13 protein-coding genes and 1 tRNA gene are annotated in these 18,421 nt (G+C 61.5%); 2 read left to right on the forward strand and 12 right to left on the reverse strand.

Annotated features, from left to right (window positions below):
- Positions 1 to 394: 394 nt before the first annotated feature.
- On the reverse strand, positions 395 to 1,312 hold the full coding sequence (locus tag AC07O1_RS12150; protein ID WP_495088929.1) for a LysR family transcriptional regulator: 918 nt from the start codon (positions 1,310 to 1,312) through the stop codon (positions 395 to 397).
- A 139-nt stretch (positions 1,313 to 1,451) separates the two neighbouring features.
- On the opposite strand from AC07O1_RS12150, the gene AC07O1_RS12155 reads away from it, so the two are divergent.
- Together AC07O1_RS12155 and AC07O1_RS12160 are read left to right on the forward strand one after the other, a co-directional pair.
- Entirely contained in the window at positions 1,452 to 2,912 is a 1,461-nt protein-coding gene (locus AC07O1_RS12155) for an MFS transporter (protein ID WP_495088930.1), read from the forward strand.
- 347 nt (positions 2,913 to 3,259) lie between these two features.
- Positions 3,260 to 4,111 (forward strand): CAP domain-containing protein, encoded by an 852-nt coding sequence (locus AC07O1_RS12160; protein ID WP_495088931.1) that lies wholly within the window; start codon positions 3,260 to 3,262, stop codon positions 4,109 to 4,111.
- A 185-nt stretch (positions 4,112 to 4,296) separates the two neighbouring features.
- Here AC07O1_RS12160 and AC07O1_RS12165 read toward each other — a convergent pair whose 3' ends face one another.
- From AC07O1_RS12165 to AC07O1_RS12215, 11 genes are all read right to left on the reverse strand, one after another.
- On the reverse strand, positions 4,297 to 4,635 hold the full coding sequence (locus AC07O1_RS12165; protein WP_494992829.1) for a carboxymuconolactone decarboxylase family protein: 339 nt from the start codon (positions 4,633 to 4,635) through the stop codon (positions 4,297 to 4,299).
- Positions 4,636 to 4,687: 52 nt separating this feature from the next.
- A tRNA-Sec gene (locus AC07O1_RS12170) sits at positions 4,688 to 4,783 on the reverse strand.
- A 6-nt stretch (positions 4,784 to 4,789) separates the two neighbouring features.
- A complete protein-coding gene (selB, locus tag AC07O1_RS12175) occupies positions 4,790 to 6,709 on the reverse strand; it encodes a selenocysteine-specific translation elongation factor (RefSeq protein ID WP_495088932.1) in 1,920 nt (639 codons plus the stop codon).
- Positions 6,706 to 8,130, reverse strand: coding sequence for an L-seryl-tRNA(Sec) selenium transferase (gene selA, locus AC07O1_RS12180; protein WP_495088933.1), 1,425 nt, complete (start codon positions 8,128 to 8,130; stop codon positions 6,706 to 6,708). Before selA ends, selB begins: the two co-directional genes overlap by 4 nt.
- A gap of 93 nt (positions 8,131 to 8,223) precedes the next feature.
- Positions 8,224 to 9,150, reverse strand: coding sequence for a formate dehydrogenase accessory protein FdhE (gene fdhE, locus AC07O1_RS12185; RefSeq protein ID WP_495088934.1), 927 nt, complete (start codon positions 9,148 to 9,150; stop codon positions 8,224 to 8,226).
- A gap of 4 nt (positions 9,151 to 9,154) precedes the next feature.
- Positions 9,155 to 9,808 carry a formate dehydrogenase subunit gamma gene (locus tag AC07O1_RS12190; RefSeq protein ID WP_495088935.1) on the reverse strand — a complete coding sequence of 218 codons (654 nt, stop codon included), beginning with the start codon at positions 9,806 to 9,808 and terminating at the stop codon, positions 9,155 to 9,157.
- On the reverse strand, positions 9,805 to 10,755 hold the full coding sequence (gene fdxH, locus AC07O1_RS12195) for a formate dehydrogenase subunit beta (RefSeq protein ID WP_495088936.1): 951 nt from the start codon (positions 10,753 to 10,755) through the stop codon (positions 9,805 to 9,807). The genes AC07O1_RS12190 and fdxH overlap by 4 nt, the downstream gene beginning before the upstream one ends.
- Positions 10,756 to 13,821 (reverse strand): formate dehydrogenase-N subunit alpha, encoded by a 3,066-nt coding sequence (fdnG, locus tag AC07O1_RS12200; protein WP_495088937.1) that lies wholly within the window; start codon positions 13,819 to 13,821, stop codon positions 10,756 to 10,758. It abuts the gene before it with no gap.
- Positions 13,822 to 14,376: 555 nt separating this feature from the next.
- Complete coding sequence (locus AC07O1_RS12205) at positions 14,377 to 15,153, reverse strand: TorF family putative porin (protein WP_495088938.1); 777 nt, start codon at positions 15,151 to 15,153, stop codon at positions 14,377 to 14,379.
- Positions 15,154 to 15,262: 109 nt separating this feature from the next.
- Positions 15,263 to 17,005, reverse strand: a complete 1,743-nt coding sequence (locus AC07O1_RS12210; protein WP_495088939.1) for an amidohydrolase — start codon at positions 17,003 to 17,005, stop codon at positions 15,263 to 15,265.
- Between the two features lie 65 nt (positions 17,006 to 17,070).
- On the reverse strand, positions 17,071 to 18,369 hold the full coding sequence (locus AC07O1_RS12215; protein WP_495088940.1) for an NAD(P)/FAD-dependent oxidoreductase: 1,299 nt from the start codon (positions 18,367 to 18,369) through the stop codon (positions 17,071 to 17,073).
- Positions 18,370 to 18,421: the final 52 nt, after the last annotated feature.

The following is an 18,421-nucleotide window of genomic DNA, read 5'->3' on the forward strand; positions in this document are numbered from 1 at the left end:
GAGCTGCAATGTCTGCGCGAGGAAGCCGCACGGCCGGTGGCCACCTGCACACCGTTCTTGCCGATGAGCAGGACTGAGGGTGCAGCCCTGACCGATGCCGATGAGCATCACATGAGATCAATTCATAAGTAACCCAAGACCCAGGCTTGATCAGCGGGCCAGGCCAGGGCTACGTTGCATCACGTCCTGACGAGCATGGCTTTTCGTAGGAGCCGAGCTCGCTCGCGATGGCAATCTCAAGGGCCCCATCGCCGGCAAGCCGTGCTCCTACAGACAGGCTATGCGTCAATCCTGGGCTACGTTGCATCACGTCCTGACGAGCATGGCTTTTCGTAGGAGCCGAGCTTGCTCGCGATGGCAATCTCAAAGGCCCCATCGCCGGCAAGCCGTGCTCCTACGGACAGGCTATCCTGCGCTGCTGCGCACAAACCTCCCGAATGCATCCGCGCAACCAGCGATGCGCTGGATCGGCATCCAGCCGTGGATGCCAGAGCAATGAGACGGTGAACGTCGGCAAGGAAAACGGAAGAGAAAAACTGTGCATTCCGACCCGCAGATTTGCGGTATGTCGTTCGGGAACACTGGCGATCAGGTCGGTGGCCCGGGCGAGCGCCAGTGCAGACGAAAAGCCACCGACGATCGTGACGATCTCCCTTTGCAGCCCCAATGGAGTCAAGGCTTCATCGATATCAATCGGTCCCCTGTCCAGACCCCGTCGCGAGACGCAGATGTGCCCACCGGCCGCATAACGGGAGGGAGTGATCTCGCCCTGGCTCAGCGAGTGCCCCATTCGCACGACGCCAATGAAACGGTCTCGGAACAATGCCTGGGTAAACATCTGCGCAGGAGTCGTCTTCCCCACAACGCCGGTTTCCAGATCGACGGCCCCGTCGCGAAGTGGCGCGCTGTCTTTGTTTGGCTTCTGCACGAAGCACAGCCGCACGCCGGGCGCTTGCTCGCCGACGCGCGCAATGAGGTCCGGTCCGAAGTTCTCCACAAAGCCGTCACTGGTGCGCAGCGTGAACGTTCGGACCAGCTGTTTGAGGTTGAGCATCTGCGCAGGGCGTAGAACCGCTTCTGCGTCCTGCACCAGCTGACTGACCCGCTCGCGCAGTTCGAGCGCTCGGGGTGTGGGAACCAGACCGCGTCCGGCCCTGACCAATAGCGGATCGCCCGTTGTTTCACGCAATCGCGCCAGTGCCCGACTCATCGCCGACGGGCTGAGCCGCAACCGCTGCGCTGCGCGCGCAACGCTGCCTTCTGCGAGCAGCACATCAAGGGTGACAAGCAAGTTGAGATCAGGTGTCGACATGCATCGACCATAGCACGGCGTGATTGTGATATGGCGTTAAACGCATGAATAAAGTGCAAATGGTGCGCCTTCCGCCATATCAGGCAAAGGATTACGCTTCTGACAGCTCCGTTTCGGGAGTTGCCAGAAAAAGGAGTTCATGTTGAAGCCAATCATTGCAAACCGAGATGAGACAGTCGCTGGAAGTGTGCAACGGACACCTTCGGTTCGGTGGGCGCTTGCCAGCCTGTCGCTATCGATGTTGCTGTCCTCGCTCGGCACCAGCATCGCCAATGTGGGCTTGCCGACGTTGGCTCAGGCGTTCAACGCCTCCTTTCAGGAGGTCCAGTGGATCGTCCTCGCTTATCTGCTCGCCATCACTACCTCGATCGTCAGCGTCGGACGGCTCGGTGACATCATCGGCCGCCGCCGGCTGCTACTGGCCGGCATCTTTGTGTTCACGGTGGCCTCGGCCCTGTGTGGCTTTGCGCCCATGCTCTGGCTGCTGATTGCCGCCCGGGCGGCACAGGGCCTCGGAGCAGCCATCATGATGGCCCTGACCATGGCGTTTATCGGTGAGACGGTTGCGAAGGCAAAGACCGGTAGCGCCATGGGGCTACTGGGGACTATGTCGGCAATTGGCACCGCTCTCGGCCCGTCGCTTGGCGGCGTTCTGATCGCCGGACTCGACTGGCGGGCCCTCTTCCTCATCAACGTACCGCTGGGCATCCTGACTTTTGTTCTCGCGCATCGCTCCCTGCCTGCCGATCGCCAGAGACCAAGGACCGATCGTGCCGATTTTGACCCTGTAGGCACCCTGCTGCTGGCGCTGACGCTCGCGGCCTATGCACTCGCCATGACCATGGGGCGCGGCAGTTTCGGTGCGCTCAACATCGCTCTGCTGCTGGCTGCTGTCTTCGGAGCCGGCCTCTTCGTGTTCGCCGAGGCGAGAGTCGCATCCCCCTTGATCCGATTGGCGATGATCCGCGATCCCGTGCTGAGCGCGAGCCTGGCGATGAGCGCGCTCGTCTCGACGGTGATGATGGCGACGCTGGTGGTCGGGCCGTTCTACCTCTCTCGTGCACTCGGGCTCAACCTGGCTCTGGTTGGCGTCGTTATGTCGATTGGCCCAATCATCTCCGCACTGAGCGGTGTCCCGGCTGGTCGTATTGTCGACCGTTTGGGCGCGCCAAACACAGTCATCGCTGGACTCATCGCAATGGCGGCCGGCTCATTGGCTCTATCCGTGCTTGCGGCGATGTTCGGCATTGCCGGCTACATTGCTGCCATCGTCGTCTTGACCCCCGGTTATCAGCTATTCCAGGCCGCTAACAACACTGCCGTGATGATGGATGTCCACCCGGACCAGCGTGGCGTCATTTCCGGCATGCTCAGCCTGTCGCGCAATCTTGGACTGATCACCGGTGCATCCGTTATAGGTGCGGTGTTCGTGTTCGCATCGGCGACGACCGACTTCACGACGGCATCCCCCGAGGCCGTTGCCTCCGGTATGCAGATCACCTTCGCAGTCGCGCTTGCGCTGATCGCCGCTGCGCTCGCCATCGCGGCTGGAAGTCGCGCGCTGGTGGCACGCCCATCGCTCCCTGAAGACGTCTCATGACGCAGAAAACAAAAGGCGACACGTATATTTTCCCCCAACCGGTCTTTGTCAAGAGCACACGCTCCTATCGTGCTGTACCGCCATGAGGCTTATAGAAAAGAAACTTTCCGGTCTCGGTGGCCTTGATGTATTCCTTGGCCCTGGAGAAAGACGATTACAAAGCAGGTTGCCATGCATGGGAGGCGCATGGTCGAACCTGCTGACTGAGCCTGTTGGTTTTACACACTATAGTCATCAAATCATTCCATCAGACTGACAGCACATTGCACTTACGCTGTTCGCTAAACATGGCGCTGTGTGAAATGAAATCGCGCATCATGGGCGCAGTCAGCTCAAGGGAGACTTACATGCACGTCCTGTCATCCGTTATGCATCTTGCCGCGTTGTCTCTGGGACTGGTGTTCGCCGCCACGGCGGTGGCGAGCGAAGAGACTCAGCTGGTCGAGTCGATCAACGCCTATCGCAGCCAGGTGCAGCGCTGTGGGGGCCAGGCGTCTTCGGAGCTGCCACCGCTAGCGGCCGATCCGCGTCTGGTCCTGTCCGCCAGTAGTATCGGGAACCTGCAGCAGGCGCTGGCGAATGCGGCTTATCCGATGGTCAGCGTGCAGGCGATCAGCTTGTCCGGGCCGCGTGATGCGCAGTCGGCCATGAAGGCGGTGCAGGAAAGCTTCTGCCAGGTTGTGCTGAACCCGCAATTCATCGATATCGGCGTGAGCCGCGAGGGAGGTCAGTGGCGCATCGTGCTGGCGCGTCCGCTGTTGGCCGCACGCTTGGGCGACTGGCAAGCGGAGGGACAGAAGCTACTCGCAATGATCAACACCGCCCGCACGCAGCCGCGCCATTGCGGCGCCCAATCCTTTGCCGCCACGACGCCGCTGGCCTGGAACGCCATGCTGGCGACAGCGGCCCAGACCCATACCCGGGCCATGGCCAATAACAACTTCTTCGACCACAAAGACCGCGATGGCCACACGCCAGGTGACCGGGCTGAACTGGCGGGCTACCTCGGTCGGCAGATCGGCGAGAACATCGCCGCCGGGCAGGACACCGTGCGCAGGGTGGTAGATGGCTGGCTGGCCAGCCCCGGTCACTGCGCCAACCTGATGAACCCGGAGTTTCGCGAGCTGGGTGCCGCCTATGCGGTTGATCCGAAGAGTGATGCGGGGATCTACTGGACGGCAATGTTCGGTACGCAGTGAGTGCCTGAACGCAGCACGTTTGAGTCTGGCCCGCAGAAGGCGCAGCGTACACAGCTGCCCTCACAAGGTGAGGGCAATCGCTAATCTGCAGCCTGGGTCAGAAGCACAAGCGCAAGTGAGTGCGGCTATTGTCCCTCCACTCAAGCGGCCGACCTGGCTGTTATCTAATGGGCCCTCGACTCGTATTACTCGGGGACAGCCTTGCCTGCGCTCCCGATCACATCGTCCGCCCAGCTCATGGCCGCCACGACGGTCGGGAAACCGATCGTGCTCGTCAGTGAGATCAGTGTGTGATGGATCTGCTCAGTCGTAGCGCCGGCTTCCAGTGCCCGCCTGACATGACTGTGCACTGCGCCCTCAGAGCGGATGGCCGCCGCGGCACTGAGCTGGATCAACTGGACGACCGTCTCGTCCAGCGGGCCGGCATGCCGCACAGCGGCACCCAAGGCCTGCACAGCGCCAAAGTAATCCGGGTACTGCTGTTTGAGACGTTGGTAGGTGTTGTGCTCTCTCTTGCGTTCCATCTTTATCTCCTCGCGTTGGAGGTGCGACGGGGATTGCCTCATTGAATCAGTATGGCGGAAGGCAGCGGGAGTCGAACCTGCCCGGGAACGGCTGCCGTCCCCAACCGGGTTTGAAGCCCGGCCGCGCCACCGGGCGCGATTGCCTTCCTGGAAATCAGCCCTCGGTTCTTTGCGCCAATGCATTGTCCGGGCGAATGTGGCGCTGGTCGCCGAGCCGTCGGGTCAAGCCTATACGGTCGAAGAACTCGAGAATCTGGATACTGCGCTTGCGGCCGATACCTGCGGTATCGCGAAACGCCGCAGCCTGAATCGCCGGGTTATCGGCGGCCAGTTTCAAGAGCATAGCCGCCAATCGGCGCACCGTAGCATCAGCGTAAAACAGGTCACGCACGACCTGGTGCACCTGCCCTGATCTCGCCATCTTGCGCAACAGCAAACGTACGGCCGCTTCGTCACGGCCGATGGCGCTGGCCAGGTCGCGTACCCAGGGTGGATCGAAGCCAGCCTGTTCCACCAGCGGCTGCAACTTTTGCCACATGGCCTCGTCTTCTTCGCTCAGGCGCACCTGGTGTTCGGGTAAGTGCAGCCATGGCCCGCTGGCTGCAATGGCGCCGCTGGCCAGCAGTTCGTCGAGCAGGCTGATGAATGTCGGTCGGTCCAGCGGCGTGGCCACGAACCGGCGCAAGCGATCCCGGTCCGGTCCCAGTTGGTCCGGTTCAAGTTGATGAAAGCGCGCCAGTTGCTCCAGCAGCGGAGCTTTCAGGGCCTGCCAACGGACAGTACTGAACAACAACGGGCCTTGGCGCGTGGCAATGACGCAGACATCCGCGGGCAACTGCCAGGTGCTGCGCAGGCGATTGAACTGCCGCTCCAGGCGCTGCGGGTCAAGCCCTGTGTCACTGTTGGCCAGCAGCGCAGGCAATACCTGCTCCAGACTCTCGGTTGCGGCCAGGGCCTGTAGCTGCGCCAACCGTGCCGGACCGCGGCGTTGGCGGGCCGGTGCGAACGGGTCAAGCACGCGGCCGCCGCCGAGGGTACGCCGGGCACTCTGGTCGCGCAGGACCAGGCGGTCGCCATGCACTGCCTGCAGCGGCGCGTTCACCAACAGTTGCGCGAACATCCGCGCACCCGGTGCCAAGCGGGTGCCCTCGAGCAGGGCGACCCGGGCGGTGACGTCCTGAGTGCCCAGATGCACGTGTACCGGGCTGAAATGTTCGAAGGCGCGTGGTTCGCTGCCCAGCAACTGCATCTCGATGTCCAGGCGTTGAGTGGGTGCATGCAGCCACTCGGCCAGCAACCAGTCGCCACGGTGGATCTGCTCCAGGGCCAGGCGTTCGGCGCTCAGGTTCAACGCCACCCGCTGCCCGGCCCAGGCCTGGACGGTGGCCTGGTTTTGCGCATGCAAGCCACGCACCCGCACAGGCTTGCCGGCCTGGCCCAGCAGCAGCGTGTCGCCCACCCGCACTTGCCCGGCGAGGGCGGTGCCGGTCACCACAATACCGGCCCCGGCTACGCTGAAGGCGCGGTCGATGGCCAGGCGGAAACCGCCGCAGGCACTACGCTGCCGGACCTCGCGCTGGGCGGCCAGCAACGCCTGACGCAGGGCCTCGATGCCCTCCCCGGTCAGGCTCGACACCACGAACTGCGGAGCGCCGCAATAAGGCCCGGGCGCCAGCAATGCCGCAACCTGGGCTTGTACCGCCTGCACCCGGGCCGGCTCGACCCGGTCGCATTTGCTGATCGCCACCAGCGCCTTGGGGATGCCCAACAGCTCGACAATCGCCAGATGCTCGCAGGTCTGGGGCATCACCCCGTCATCGGCAGCCACCACCAGCAGCACCAGGTCGATGCCCTGGGCGCCAGCGAGCATGTTGTGGATGAAGCGCTCATGGCCGGGTACGTCGATAAAGCCGGTCAGGCTCGCCCCCGGTTCCAGCGCGGCATAGAGATAGCCCAGATCGATGGTGATGCCGCGCTCGCGCTCTTCCCGGCGGCGGTCGCCGGCCTGGCCGGTCAGGGCCTTGAGCAAGGCGGTCTTGCCGTGGTCGATGTGTCCTGCGGTGCCGACGATCACTTTGCCTCGCCCTCCCCTTGTAGCTGGTCCAGTTGGGCGAGCCAGGCCGCCTCGTCGTCCAGTTGGCGCAGGTCCAGCCACAGGGCATCGTCGTCGATGCGGCCGAGCACCGGAATGGGCAAGGCCCGCAAGGCCACCTCCAGGCCATGCAGCTGATGTCCGCGCAGCCGTTTGGGCACATTCGGGCGCAGGCACAGGGCGGCGCTTGGCAACCGTGCCACCGGTTGGCTGCCGCTACCGATCATGCCCAGCGCCGGCAGAGCGGCCACCCCCCAGCCGTCGCCCAGCACGCGTGCCAACAGCGGGCGCAGGCGTTCGGCCTGGGCGAGGATATCGGCTTGCGGGCGGGTCAGCAGGCGCAGGCTGGGCAAGCGTTCGGCCAGTCGGTCGGGGTCGCGGTACAGACCCAACACCGCTTCGAGGGCCGCCAGGGTCAGTTTGTCGACCCGCAAGGCACGCTTGAGCGGGTTTTTCTTGATCCGCGCGATCAGGTCCTTGCGGCCTACGATCAACCCGGCCTGGGGACCACCCAGCAACTTGTCACCGCTGAAGGTGACGATATCGGCCCCATCGACCAAGGCTTGGCGCACCGTGGGTTCGGCGGGCAAGCCCCAGCGGGTCAGGTCCAACAGGCTACCGCTGCCCAGGTCTTCGAGCAGTGGCAGGCCATGCCGGTGAGCCAGTTGTGCCAGTTCGGCGGTCGGCACCTGGGCGGTGAAGCCCTGGATGCTGTAATTGCTGGTGTGCACGCGCATCAACAGACCGCTGCGCGGGCCGATGGCAGCCTCATAGTCGTGGGCATGGGTGCGGTTGGTGGTGCCGACTTCATGCAGCCTGACCCCGGCCCGGGCCATGATGTCGGGAATGCGAAATGCGCCGCCGATTTCGATCAGTTCGCCGCGGGAGATGATGCCCTCTTTGCGCGCGCTCAGGCTGTTGAGCGCCAGCAACACGGCAGCGGCGTTGTTGTTAACCACCGTCACCGCCTCGGCGCCGGTCAGCTCTCGGAGCAGACTTTCGATCAAGTCGTCGCGGTCGCCGCGCTTGCCGCTTTGCAGGTCCAACTCCAGATTGAGCGGATAGCGGGCAGCCAGTTGCACGGCCTCGATGGCTTCCTGCGGCAATAGCGCCCGCCCCAGGTTGGTGTGCAGCACCGTGCCGGTGAGGTTGAACACCCGCCGCACCCGGCTGCTGTGTTGGGTTGCCAGGCGCTCGCCTGCCCTGCCCGCTAATACCTGGTCGGTGAATTCAACGGCGTCGAGTTGGCCAAGCCGGACCGGTTCACGCACGTCATCGAGCAATTGCCGCAGAGTGGCGAGCAAGGCGTCGCGGCCATAACGTTCGGCCAGTGGCTGGCAGGCAGGGCTGCGCAGCAGGCTGTCGATGGAGGGCAGATGCAATGGGGGCTTGGCAGACAACATAGCAATTCCCACAGTCTGTACAGGCCTTGAGTGTAGATGCCGTCTTGCTCCTCGTAAGGCAAGCGCTAACGTTGAGTCAAATGGTGGCTGTGATCAATCGCCGCCAGGCGCCAGCATCAGGTTCGGCGCCAGGCGTTGGTAACCTTCCAGGTCCAGGCGCATGTCCAGCGCCAGACTGCTCAGGTCCGCCGAGAGGGCTTCGGCGTCGGCGTCATTTTCCAGGTAGAGCAGTTTCAGGTAGCTGTTGCAGCCGGGACAGATTTCAGCCCGCAGTGGCGCCTGGCTGGCCGTGTGGCGGTCATCATCGAGGCTGACGTATTTGAGCCCCTTGCTCTGTTCGCAGTAAACGCACTTGACCCGCACCACATGCCATTCGCAGGCGCACAGCGAACACACCAGGTAGCGCAGCCCGTTGTACTTGCCCCGCTGGTGGATCACCCCGGCCATGGCCGGCGAGCCGCAGGCCGGGCATTGGCCCAGGCTGGCGCAAGGCTTCAGCTCGCCAGCCTGCATGCTTAGCAGCCAGTGGCTCCAGGCCGCCTGCAAGGCAGCGCCGAGAAACGGCACCAGCGCCGCCGGCAGCCCTGCATATTGGCCGCTGAGCAAGGCAATCGCCCAGACTTTGCGTTGCGAGACACGGGCGCTGCGCAAGGTCGCCACGGCCTGTTGCACCGTGGGCTGCGGCGGTGCCTGGTAACGCCGCAGCAAGGTATCCAGGTACGCCAGCCAGCCGTCCTCGCGCACCAGACTGTCGGCGGCCAGCGGCGGCATGCCATGTTGCTGGCACACCATCAGGCGCTCAGGGTCCAGTGCCGTCGACACCGGCGGCTCGTCCAACAGGCCCTGCTGAAGGTGGCACAGACCGGCGACCAGCCGCAGGTAGTCGGCCAGTGGATGCCCGTTGGCCAATTGTTCCAGGCGCACAGCACGCAAAGTGAACAGGTTGTGCGGTGGCAGGCGCAGGAACGGCGGCGTGCTCGCCGACGCTTCGATCTGTCCGGGCTCCAGTATCAGGCTCAAGGCGTCATCCCTTTTTGGTTATCTGGCTGTCCGGCGTCTCGTCGCGGGTCACCTCACGGTACCAGAGCTCATGGTGTTTCTTCGCCCAGGCGCGGCTGACCCAGCCATGCACCATCGCGCTGACCGAGCCTTTGATCCAGATGGCGGCGTAAATATGCGCGATGATGCTCAGCACCAGCACGAACGCCGCCAGGGCATGCAGCAGGGCTGCCAGGCGAATGGAGGTGATACCGAAGTACTGGCTGAAATAGGCCCGCCAGATCACCAGCCCGCTAAACAGTAGCACCAGCATGCAAGCCAGCAGGACCCAGAACAGTAGCTTCTGACCGGGATTGTATTTGCCAATCGGCGGTACGCCCTGCTCTTCGTTACGCATCACCCGGTCAATCCGTTTGAGCCACAGGCGGTCGTTGGCGATAAAAATATTAGCCCGCCAGAAGCGAATCACCAGCCCCAGGAAAAACACGAACATCAGCACGCCCATGAACGGGTGCAGGATGCGCGTCCAGGGGCCCCCACCGAACAGTTGGCTGAGCCAGAACAGCGCTGGATGGAACAGTGCCAACCCCGACAGGGCCGCCATGACGAACAGTATCGCCACCAGCCAGTGGTTGGTGCGTTCGTTGGCGTTATAGCGCAGGATCGTTTTGTCTTTCATGGTCGTCTGCCGTCCTGCGGTCCAGGTTTGTTCGGGTCATAGACATGCACGGCCGGGTCGACCTCGTGCACGCTGTCGTCCTTGCCGGCCGGGTGCTCGTCTTCCTCGACCCGCTGCGGGCCGATGCGTACGTAATGGAAGAATCCGGCCAGCACCGCGGCCCCCATGGCCAGTAACGCCAATGGCTTGCTCACGCCCTTCCACAGTCCTACCAACGGGCTGATGACCGGCTGATTCGGCAGGCCGGCGTACAGCGATGGCTGGTCGGCGTGGTGCAGCACGTACATCACGTGGGTGCCACCCACTCCCGCCGGATCGTACAGACCCGCGTTGTCGAAGCCTCGTGACTTGAGGTCAACGATGCGCTCGGCGGCATGCTCTTTCATGTCCTCCTTGCTGCCGAACACGATGGCGCCGGTCGGGCAGGTCTTGACGCAGGCTGGCTCCAGACCGACTGCCACCCGGTCCGAGCACAGCGTGCACTTGTAGGCCTTGTGGTCCTTCTGCGAAATACGCGGAATGTCGAACGGACAGCCGGTGATGCAATAGCCGCAACCAATGCAATGGTCCTGGTCGAAGTCGACAATGCCGTTGGCGTGCTTGATGATCGCCCCCGGGCTGGGGCAAGCCGCCAGGCAGCCAGGTTCGGCGCAGTGCATGCAGCCGTCCTTGCGGATCAACCATTCCAGATTGCCCTGAGGGTTTTCGTACTCAGTGAAGCGCATCAGTGTCCAGGTCTCGGCGGCCAGGTCCTGGGGATTGTCGTAAGTCCCGTGGGTGTGGCCGACCTCGTGGCGCAATTCATTCCATTCCGAACAGGCGACCTGGCACGCCTTGCAACCGATGCACTTGGTGGTATCGATCAGCTTGGCCACTTCCTCCTGCTGTCGAACCGAGGGCGGCGTGGTGGTGGTAGCCGAACGGGCAATGATGTCTTGACTGGCCATTTATATTTTCTCCAGGTTGACCAGGAATGACTTGGATTCCGGGGTCTGGGTATTGCCGTCACCGAGGAACGGCACCAGGGTGTTGGTCAGATAGCCATGCCGGGTCGCTCCGGTGAAACCCCAGTGCAATGGAATGCCGATCTGGTGCACGGTCTGGTTGTTGACCTGCAGCGGACGGATCCGCTTGGTCACCACCGCCACTGCCTCGATATGCCCGCGTTTGGAACTGACCCGCACCCGGTCGCCGGCGGCAATGCCCTTCTCCTTGGCCAGCACTTCGCCGATCTCGACGAATTGCTCGGGCTGGGTCACGGCATTGATCGGGCAATGCTTGGTCCAGAAGTGGAAGTGCTCGGTCAGCCGGTAGCTCGTGGCGGCATAGGGGAAGTCCTTCGCCGTCCCGAGCGACTCCCAGACGGAATCGAAGATGCGCCCGGCCGGGTTGCTGGTCGCCTTTTTGTTGTTGGGGTGCAGCGGGTTGATGCCAATGGGCGTCTCGAACGGTTCGTAATGCTCCGGGAACGGCCCTTCGTTCATCTTGTCGACGGCAAAGAACCGCGCCACCCCTTCGGGGTTCATGATGAAGGGGTTCATCCCCGCTTCCGGCGCCACGTCGGCCTTGTAGTCGGGCACGTCGGTGCCGCTCCAGACCTTGCCGTTCCACCACACCAGGCGCTTCTTCGGATCCCAGGGCTTGCCCTGCAGGTCAGCCGAGGCACGGTTGTAGAGAATGCGCCGGTTCATCGGCCAGGCCCAGGCCCAACCCAGGTTCTGCTTCATACCGTAGGGATCGCTGTTATCGCGGCGGGCCATCTGGTTGCCCTGCTCGGTCCAGCTGCCGCAGAAGATCCAGCAGCCGGACGCCGTACTGCCGTCGTCCTTGAGCTGGGCGAAACCGGACAGCTGCTGCCCGGCCTTGACCGTCGTCCCCGTGGCGTCGGTGACGTCGGCAATGGCGTAGCCGTTGAACTCCTTGGCAATCTCTTCCGGCGTCGGCGAGTCGGGCACCTTGTAGGGCCAGCTGAGCTTGAGTATCGGCTCGGCGAAGGCACCGCCGTTGGCCTGGTAGCGTTGACGCAATCGTATGAACAGGTCGCTCATGATTTTTACGTCGGTGCGTGACTGTCCCGGGCCCTCGGCTCCCTTCCAGTGCCATTGCAGCCAGCGACCGCTGTTGACCAGCGAGCCGTCCTCTTCGGCAAAACAGGTGGTTGGCAGGCGGATGACTTCGGTCTGAATGCTGGCTGTTTCGACATCGTTGTAAGGCCCGACATTGCGCCAGAATTCCGAGGTTTCGGTGGTCAGCGGGTCCATCACCACCAGCCACTTGAGTTTGGCCAGCGCGACCATCACACGGTTCTTGTCGGGCAAGGCGGCGATGGGATTGAAGCCCTGGCAGACGTAGCCGTTGACCTGCCCTTTGCCCATCATGTCGAACACTTTCAATATGTCGTAGCCGGGAATGTCGAGCTTGGGCAGCCAGTCGTAGCCCCAGTGGTTGTCGGCGGTGGCGTTGGCCCCGTACCAGGCTTTCATCAGGCTGACGTGGAACTTGCCGTAGTTCTGCCAGTAGGACAACTGCCCGGGCCGCAACGGCTTGAGCGCACGCTTGGCAATGTAGGTGTCGTAGTCCTGTTCGGCATCGCCCGGCAGTGTCAGGTAACCGGGCAGCAGGTTCGACAGCAACCCGAGGTCGGTCAGGCCCTGGATGTTGGAGTGCCCGCGCAGGGCATTGACGCCCCCGCCCGGCATGCCGACGTTGCCCAGCAGCAGCTGCACCATGGCTGCGCTGCGGATCATCTGCGAGCCGATCGAATGCTGGGTCCAGCCCAGGGCGTAGAGGATCGTCATGGTCTTGCCCGGTTGCGAGCAGGTGGCGATCTCTTCCCAGATTTTTTTCATCGCATCTTGCGGCATGCCGCAGATCTGACTGGTCAGTTCCAGGGTGTAGCGGCTGTAGTGCTGCTTCATCAGCTGGTAGACGCAGCGCGGGTGCAGCAGGGACGGATCGACTTTGGCAAAACCGTCCTCGCCGATTTCATAGCCCCAGCTCGACTTGTCGCTGTAAGTGCGCTTGGTCGCATCGTAGCCGGTAAACAGCCCGTCCTCGAAACCAAAGCCTTCCTTGACGATGAACGACACGTCCGTATAGGCGTGCACGTACTCGTGCTGGATTTTGTTTTCAGTGAGCAAATAGTTGATCAGACCGCCCATGAAGGCGATGTCGGTGCCGGTGCGAATCGGTGCGTAATAGTCGGCCACCGAGGCGGTACGGGTGAAGCGTGGGTCGATCACGATCAGTCGCGCCTGGTTGTGCGCTTTGGCTTCAGTCACCCATTTAAAGCCACAAGGGTGGGCTTCGGCGGCATTACCGCCCATGACCAGGACCAGATTCGCGTTGGCGATATCAGTCCAGTGATTGGTCATCGCGCCACGGCCATACGTTGGGGCAAGACTTGCCACCGTCGGGCCATGTCAGACACGTGCCTGGTTATCGAACCCCAGCATGCCCAGACTGCGAACGACCTTGTGGGTCATGTAACCGGCCTCGTTGGAGGACGCGGAGGCAGCGAGAAAACCCACCGTCAGCCAACGATTGACCGTCTGGCCCTTGGCGTTCTTCTCGATGAAGTTGGCGTCACGGTCGGCCTTCATCAGATCGGCGATGCGATCCAGTGCGTCATCCCAGGACACCCGTGTCCACTCGTTGCTGCCCGGCTTGCGCACCTGCGGGTATTGCAGGCGGCTGGGGCTATGGATGAAGTCCAGCAGGCCCGCGCCTTTGGGGCACAGGGTGCCGCGGTTAACCGGGTGGTCGGCGTCGCCTTCGATGTGGATGATGCTCTGGGCGACGTTCTTGGCCGTATCGCCCTGGCTGTACATGATCAAGCCGCAACCCACTGAGCAGTAGGGGCAGGTGTTGCGGGTTTCATGGGTATGGGCCAGTTTGAAGTGGCGCACTTGCTCGGCGAAGGCGGGTGCCGGGGCCATGCCCAGCGCGGCCAGGCTCGAGCCTCCTAGGCCGATGGCGGCGACCTTGAAGAACTGACGACGGTTGAGGTCCATCGTGCACTCCTGATCAGGTGGAGTTACCCGGTACATGGCCGGGATCTCTTGGACGATCACGGCGACGGTTTTACGGCCGCCGACACTTGAAACTTTAGTCAAGATTGCAAGGAATGTATTGAAACCTGATCGTCGGTGGTGTGCTCAGCGTTCATGAACACATCTTGTGAACTGCGCAAGGGAACAAGCATGATCTGGTCAAGTAATCCAGGACACCGGTTATGGTGTTTATGCGAGGCTTTTAAATGATATGAATGATCGACATGCCCCATAGGCAGAAGATCATTGTGTCCCTGCATTCCATGCAGTTGATCTCTTGAGTTCTCCGAACTAAAGACTCCCAGACCTGGAAACTAATGCTTCCAGATGGTGGTGCTCCCGCCGGTTTCTTTCTTTGGCACGTGATCCATGGGGGTCAAAGATCTGGTTACCGCCATTGCGAATCACCCATGAAGACCTGAATCTATCGGCAGGCGTCACAGCGACTTCCTCCAAGGGGCACTCCCATTTCAGGCTTGGTCATGAGGCGTTCAGCCGCCCCCACTCCACAGGACTTCAGAACGTCTTGCCGACGCTGGCCACCAGGGTTGCGCCGCACAAGTCGTCGTAACCGGTAAAGCTCAGGCATTCGCTTTTCGAAAGATCAGTATCGATGTAACTCAGGCCCCAGGTAATGCCGACAAAGTCACGACTCAGTTTGATTTCCCAATCGTGGTAGTCGGGCCGGCTGTTGCCATTGGCGCTGAAGAATACGTCGTCCTTGTAGTCAACGTACTCAAAGCGCGCTTGCAGGCCGATTTCCGCGGGCAGCACGGTGTGGTAGCCGATAAACACCGAAGAAACGTCTTCGTCTTTTTTGCCCTTCTGGAAATTGCCATCTTCATCCACGTAGTCAGGGCCTTTCATATTGTTGACGTATTTGCCACCGAGCAAGACGCCATAAACATCAAGGGTGGACTGGATGTCGCTCTGGTTGTACTGGCTTGCACGGGGGTACTCGTACTTTGTGTAGAAGGTGTCGAGGCTGATGTTGTCGGCAATTTGCCAGAAATAGCCGCCATAGTATTCGAGCTCCTGACGCGTACTACAGTCATCGCCAAAGTCGACATTCGAGGTCCAGATACCGGCATACAAGCCGCTGGAGTGGTTGAGGGTGATCGCCAGTTGCGCCGCAGGGTCGCCGAGGGTTTGCGAGATGCCGCTAGCGCGATAATCACTGACCAGGGTGGGAGTAATGGCGAGGACGAAGTTGTCGTTGAGTTCCAGCGCCTGAGCGCCGATCAGTGGCGACAGCGCAAGGCCGGCAAGCACGAAGACAGACAATGCGTTCATATGGATTCTCTTATTTTTATGAGTGTGCGGGTGATTTTGGGCAAGGCAGCGCCCAACGCCCCGCAACGCGTGGCGTCAGGTGTGTTACGTGGCGTGGGCGCGTGGGTTGTCAGGCGTCGGGGGCGTAAACCTGCTTGCCGGCGAAAAAGGTTTTCAGGACCTTGGTGTCGAACAACTCGTCGTCGCTGACCTTGAATACATCGCGGTCGAGGATGATCAGGTCGGCCTGTTTGCCGGGCTCCAGAGAGCCAATCTGCTGATCCAGACGCAGGGCTTTGGCGGCGTTGATGGTGTAGGCGTAGAACATGGTCTGACGATCAATGCTTTCCTTGGCATTGAGCACACCCAGCGGACCTTTCCGAGTGTTGGCCTGAGCAATGGCGTTCCACGGATTGGGGCTGGAAACCGGCCAATCGCTGGCCCCGGCAATCATGGCGCCAGCTTTATGCAGGGACTGCGCGGGATACTGGTAACGGTAGGCAAAGGCACTGATATAGGGTTTGACCAACTTCACCGTGTAGTCCTCACCAGTGGCCCAGAGTAGCTGCATGGAGGCGATCACCCCAAGCTGCTTGAAGCGCGGAAACTCTTTGGGGTTGACCAGTTGCAGGTGGCTGATGCTATGGGCCATCGGCGTCGGGTTGAGCTTGCGTGCATATTCAAAGCCATTGAGTGACTCACGGACCGCGCGGTCGCCAACGGCATGCATGTGCACGATCCAGTCGCGCTTTTCTGCCGCCACCACCAGCTCACCAAAGTGCGCCGGGTCGATTAGCAATTGGCCACTTTTAAGACTGTTCTTGAACGGGTCGATAACCGCGGCGGATTGCCCTGGAAACTCCATGATGCCGTCTGCAAAGACCTTGATACCCGGGAAGGTCAGGTTGGGTACGCCTTCGAATTTTTTCATCACCTTGGCCAGAACTTCCAGGTCGGCCGGCTTGCTTTTCGGATTGGTGATCAGCAAAGCGGCGACGTGTGCGCTGAGTTCGCCCTTCTCTGCCAGTTCGCGGTAGAGCGGCAGTACGCCATAACTCTGCTCAGTCGGGGTGAATTCGAATAGTGAGTCACCGCTGCCGGCATTAGCCGCTGCGTCCATCCAGGCGGTGACGCCGTACTGGTTGTTGATTTTCACCGCCTCGCGGGTGGCGTTCAGCATGAGCTCTGCGGGGGGGGCGGGAAGTTGACTGCGGACCCGGTCCCAGCCATTTTCTGCAAAATAACCATTGGGTGTGAAGTCCGCTTCGTGGCCGATATAGTTGCGCTCTTTTTCCGGCAGGCTTTTGACCAGTGCAGCATCGATCTTCAGGCGCTTGAGCATGGCGTTATTGGCCCAGCCGGTATGACCGTCAATACCGTTCAGTACCACCGGTTGCTCGGCCCAGCGGCCCTGATTGAAGCGTTTGCCGAGTTCGTGGCTTTGTTCCCAATAGGCCGAGCTGACCCCGGCAATGCTAACCACGTCCGCCACGCGCGCGTGACCTGCCTGATCCTCGGTCAGGATCCATCGCTCAAGGTCGGCCAGCGGTTTTACTTCGTCATTTAGATTTGCGCGCAGGCTAGCCAGGCCGGCCATCACCGGGTGACTGTGGCTGTCGATCATGCCCGGCATCAAGACCTTGCCGGCGAGATCGATCCGTTGCGTATGGGCGTCGGCCAGTGCGTTGATGTCTGCATCGCTACCAACTTTCAGGATCTTGCCGTTTTCTACCGCAACTGCTTTAGCCAAGGCTTGCCCGGGAATGCCGGTAAATACCTTGCCATTGGTGAGTACCAGGTCCGCCGCCGCCATGGCCTGCAGTGAGGGGAGCGTTAGCATTGCCGCCAGTAAGCACGGGGTAAATCGCTTCATCTGAACGTCCTTTTATGTTTGTATTTTTGTTTTTATCTTGGTTTTGCTCTTGGCGACTGAGCGAATCAGTGGCCTGCGATTTCCTTGAGCCGGTACCAAAACATGCCCATTGCCAACAACGGAGAGCGCAGCAGTTTGCCGCCGGGAAAAGTCATGTGCGGCACGCTGGCGAACAGGTCGAAACCTTTGCTGTGTTCAAGGCTGATGGCTTCAGCCACCAGCCGAGCCGCCATGTGCGTGGTATTGAGCCCATGCCCGGCGTAAGCCTGGGCGTAGAACACATTAGGCTGAGCCTGCAAGCGACCAATCTGCGGCAGTCGGTTGGCGCCGATGCCAATCATCCCGCTCCACTGAAAGTCGATGCGTTTAGCCGCTAGCTGTGGAAACACCTCGAGCATTTTCGGGCGCATGTAGCCGGCGATATCCTTGAGGGTCCGTCCTGAGTAGTGGCACGCGCCACCAAACAGCAACCGCCGATCCGCCGATAAACGATAGTAATCCAGCCCCACACGCTGATCGCACAGCGCCCGGTTGACGGGTATCAGTGTCCGGGCAAGGGCCTCGCTCAACGGTTCAGTCGCCACGACGTAGCTGCCGGCAGCAAGCACCTTGCCGCTGAGTGCCGGTTCCAGATCACCCAGATGGGCATTGCCGGCGAGTACCAGCGTCTTGGCGTGAACCACACCGTTGGCGGTGTGCACACGAATGCTGCTGCCATATTCGATACGAACGGCCGCACTGTTTTCGCACAAGCGTACGCCCAGGCGTTGGGCCAGAGCGGCCTCGCCCAATGCCAGGTTGAGCGGATGCAGATGCCCCGATCCCTCGTCTATCAGGCCGCCGACATAGCGGTCGGAACCCACCACTTTGTGCATGTCGCGTTGTTCGACCAGCTCGACCTTGTGAGGGTAACTCTGGTTTTTGAGTGCCTCCTGCTCCGCCAACAGGTTCTGAAAATGTCGGGGGGTGTTCGCCAGTTCACAGTGGCCCCAGCGCAAATCACACTCGATGCCGTGCTGCTGTACCCGCTGACGGACCAAATCAACCGCGTCCAGGCCCAATTGCTCAAGCACCTTTACGCCTTCGCTACCGATGGCTTTTTCGTGCGCACCAAGGTCGTGTCCAATGCCACGAATCAACTGACCGCCATTGCGTCCGGTGGCGCCCCAGGCTATCTGGTGTGCCTCCAGGACGATCACCGAGTGGCCCCGTTCAGCCAGTTCGATTGCGGTATTCAATCCGGTGAAACCAGCACCGACGATGCACACATCAGCCTGTGCCTGGCCTTCAAGTGGCGGGCAGTCGAGCTGACGATTTCGAGTGGCGCTGTAATACGACTGCGGTGAAGAAAACTGGGACGTCATAAGAGCTACTGCCTATCAGTTGCCGGGCGCAAGTTGCAACCCGGCGCAGGGG

The sequence above is a fragment of the Pseudomonas sp. GW821-FHT07G10 genome (genome assembly GCF_059418545.1).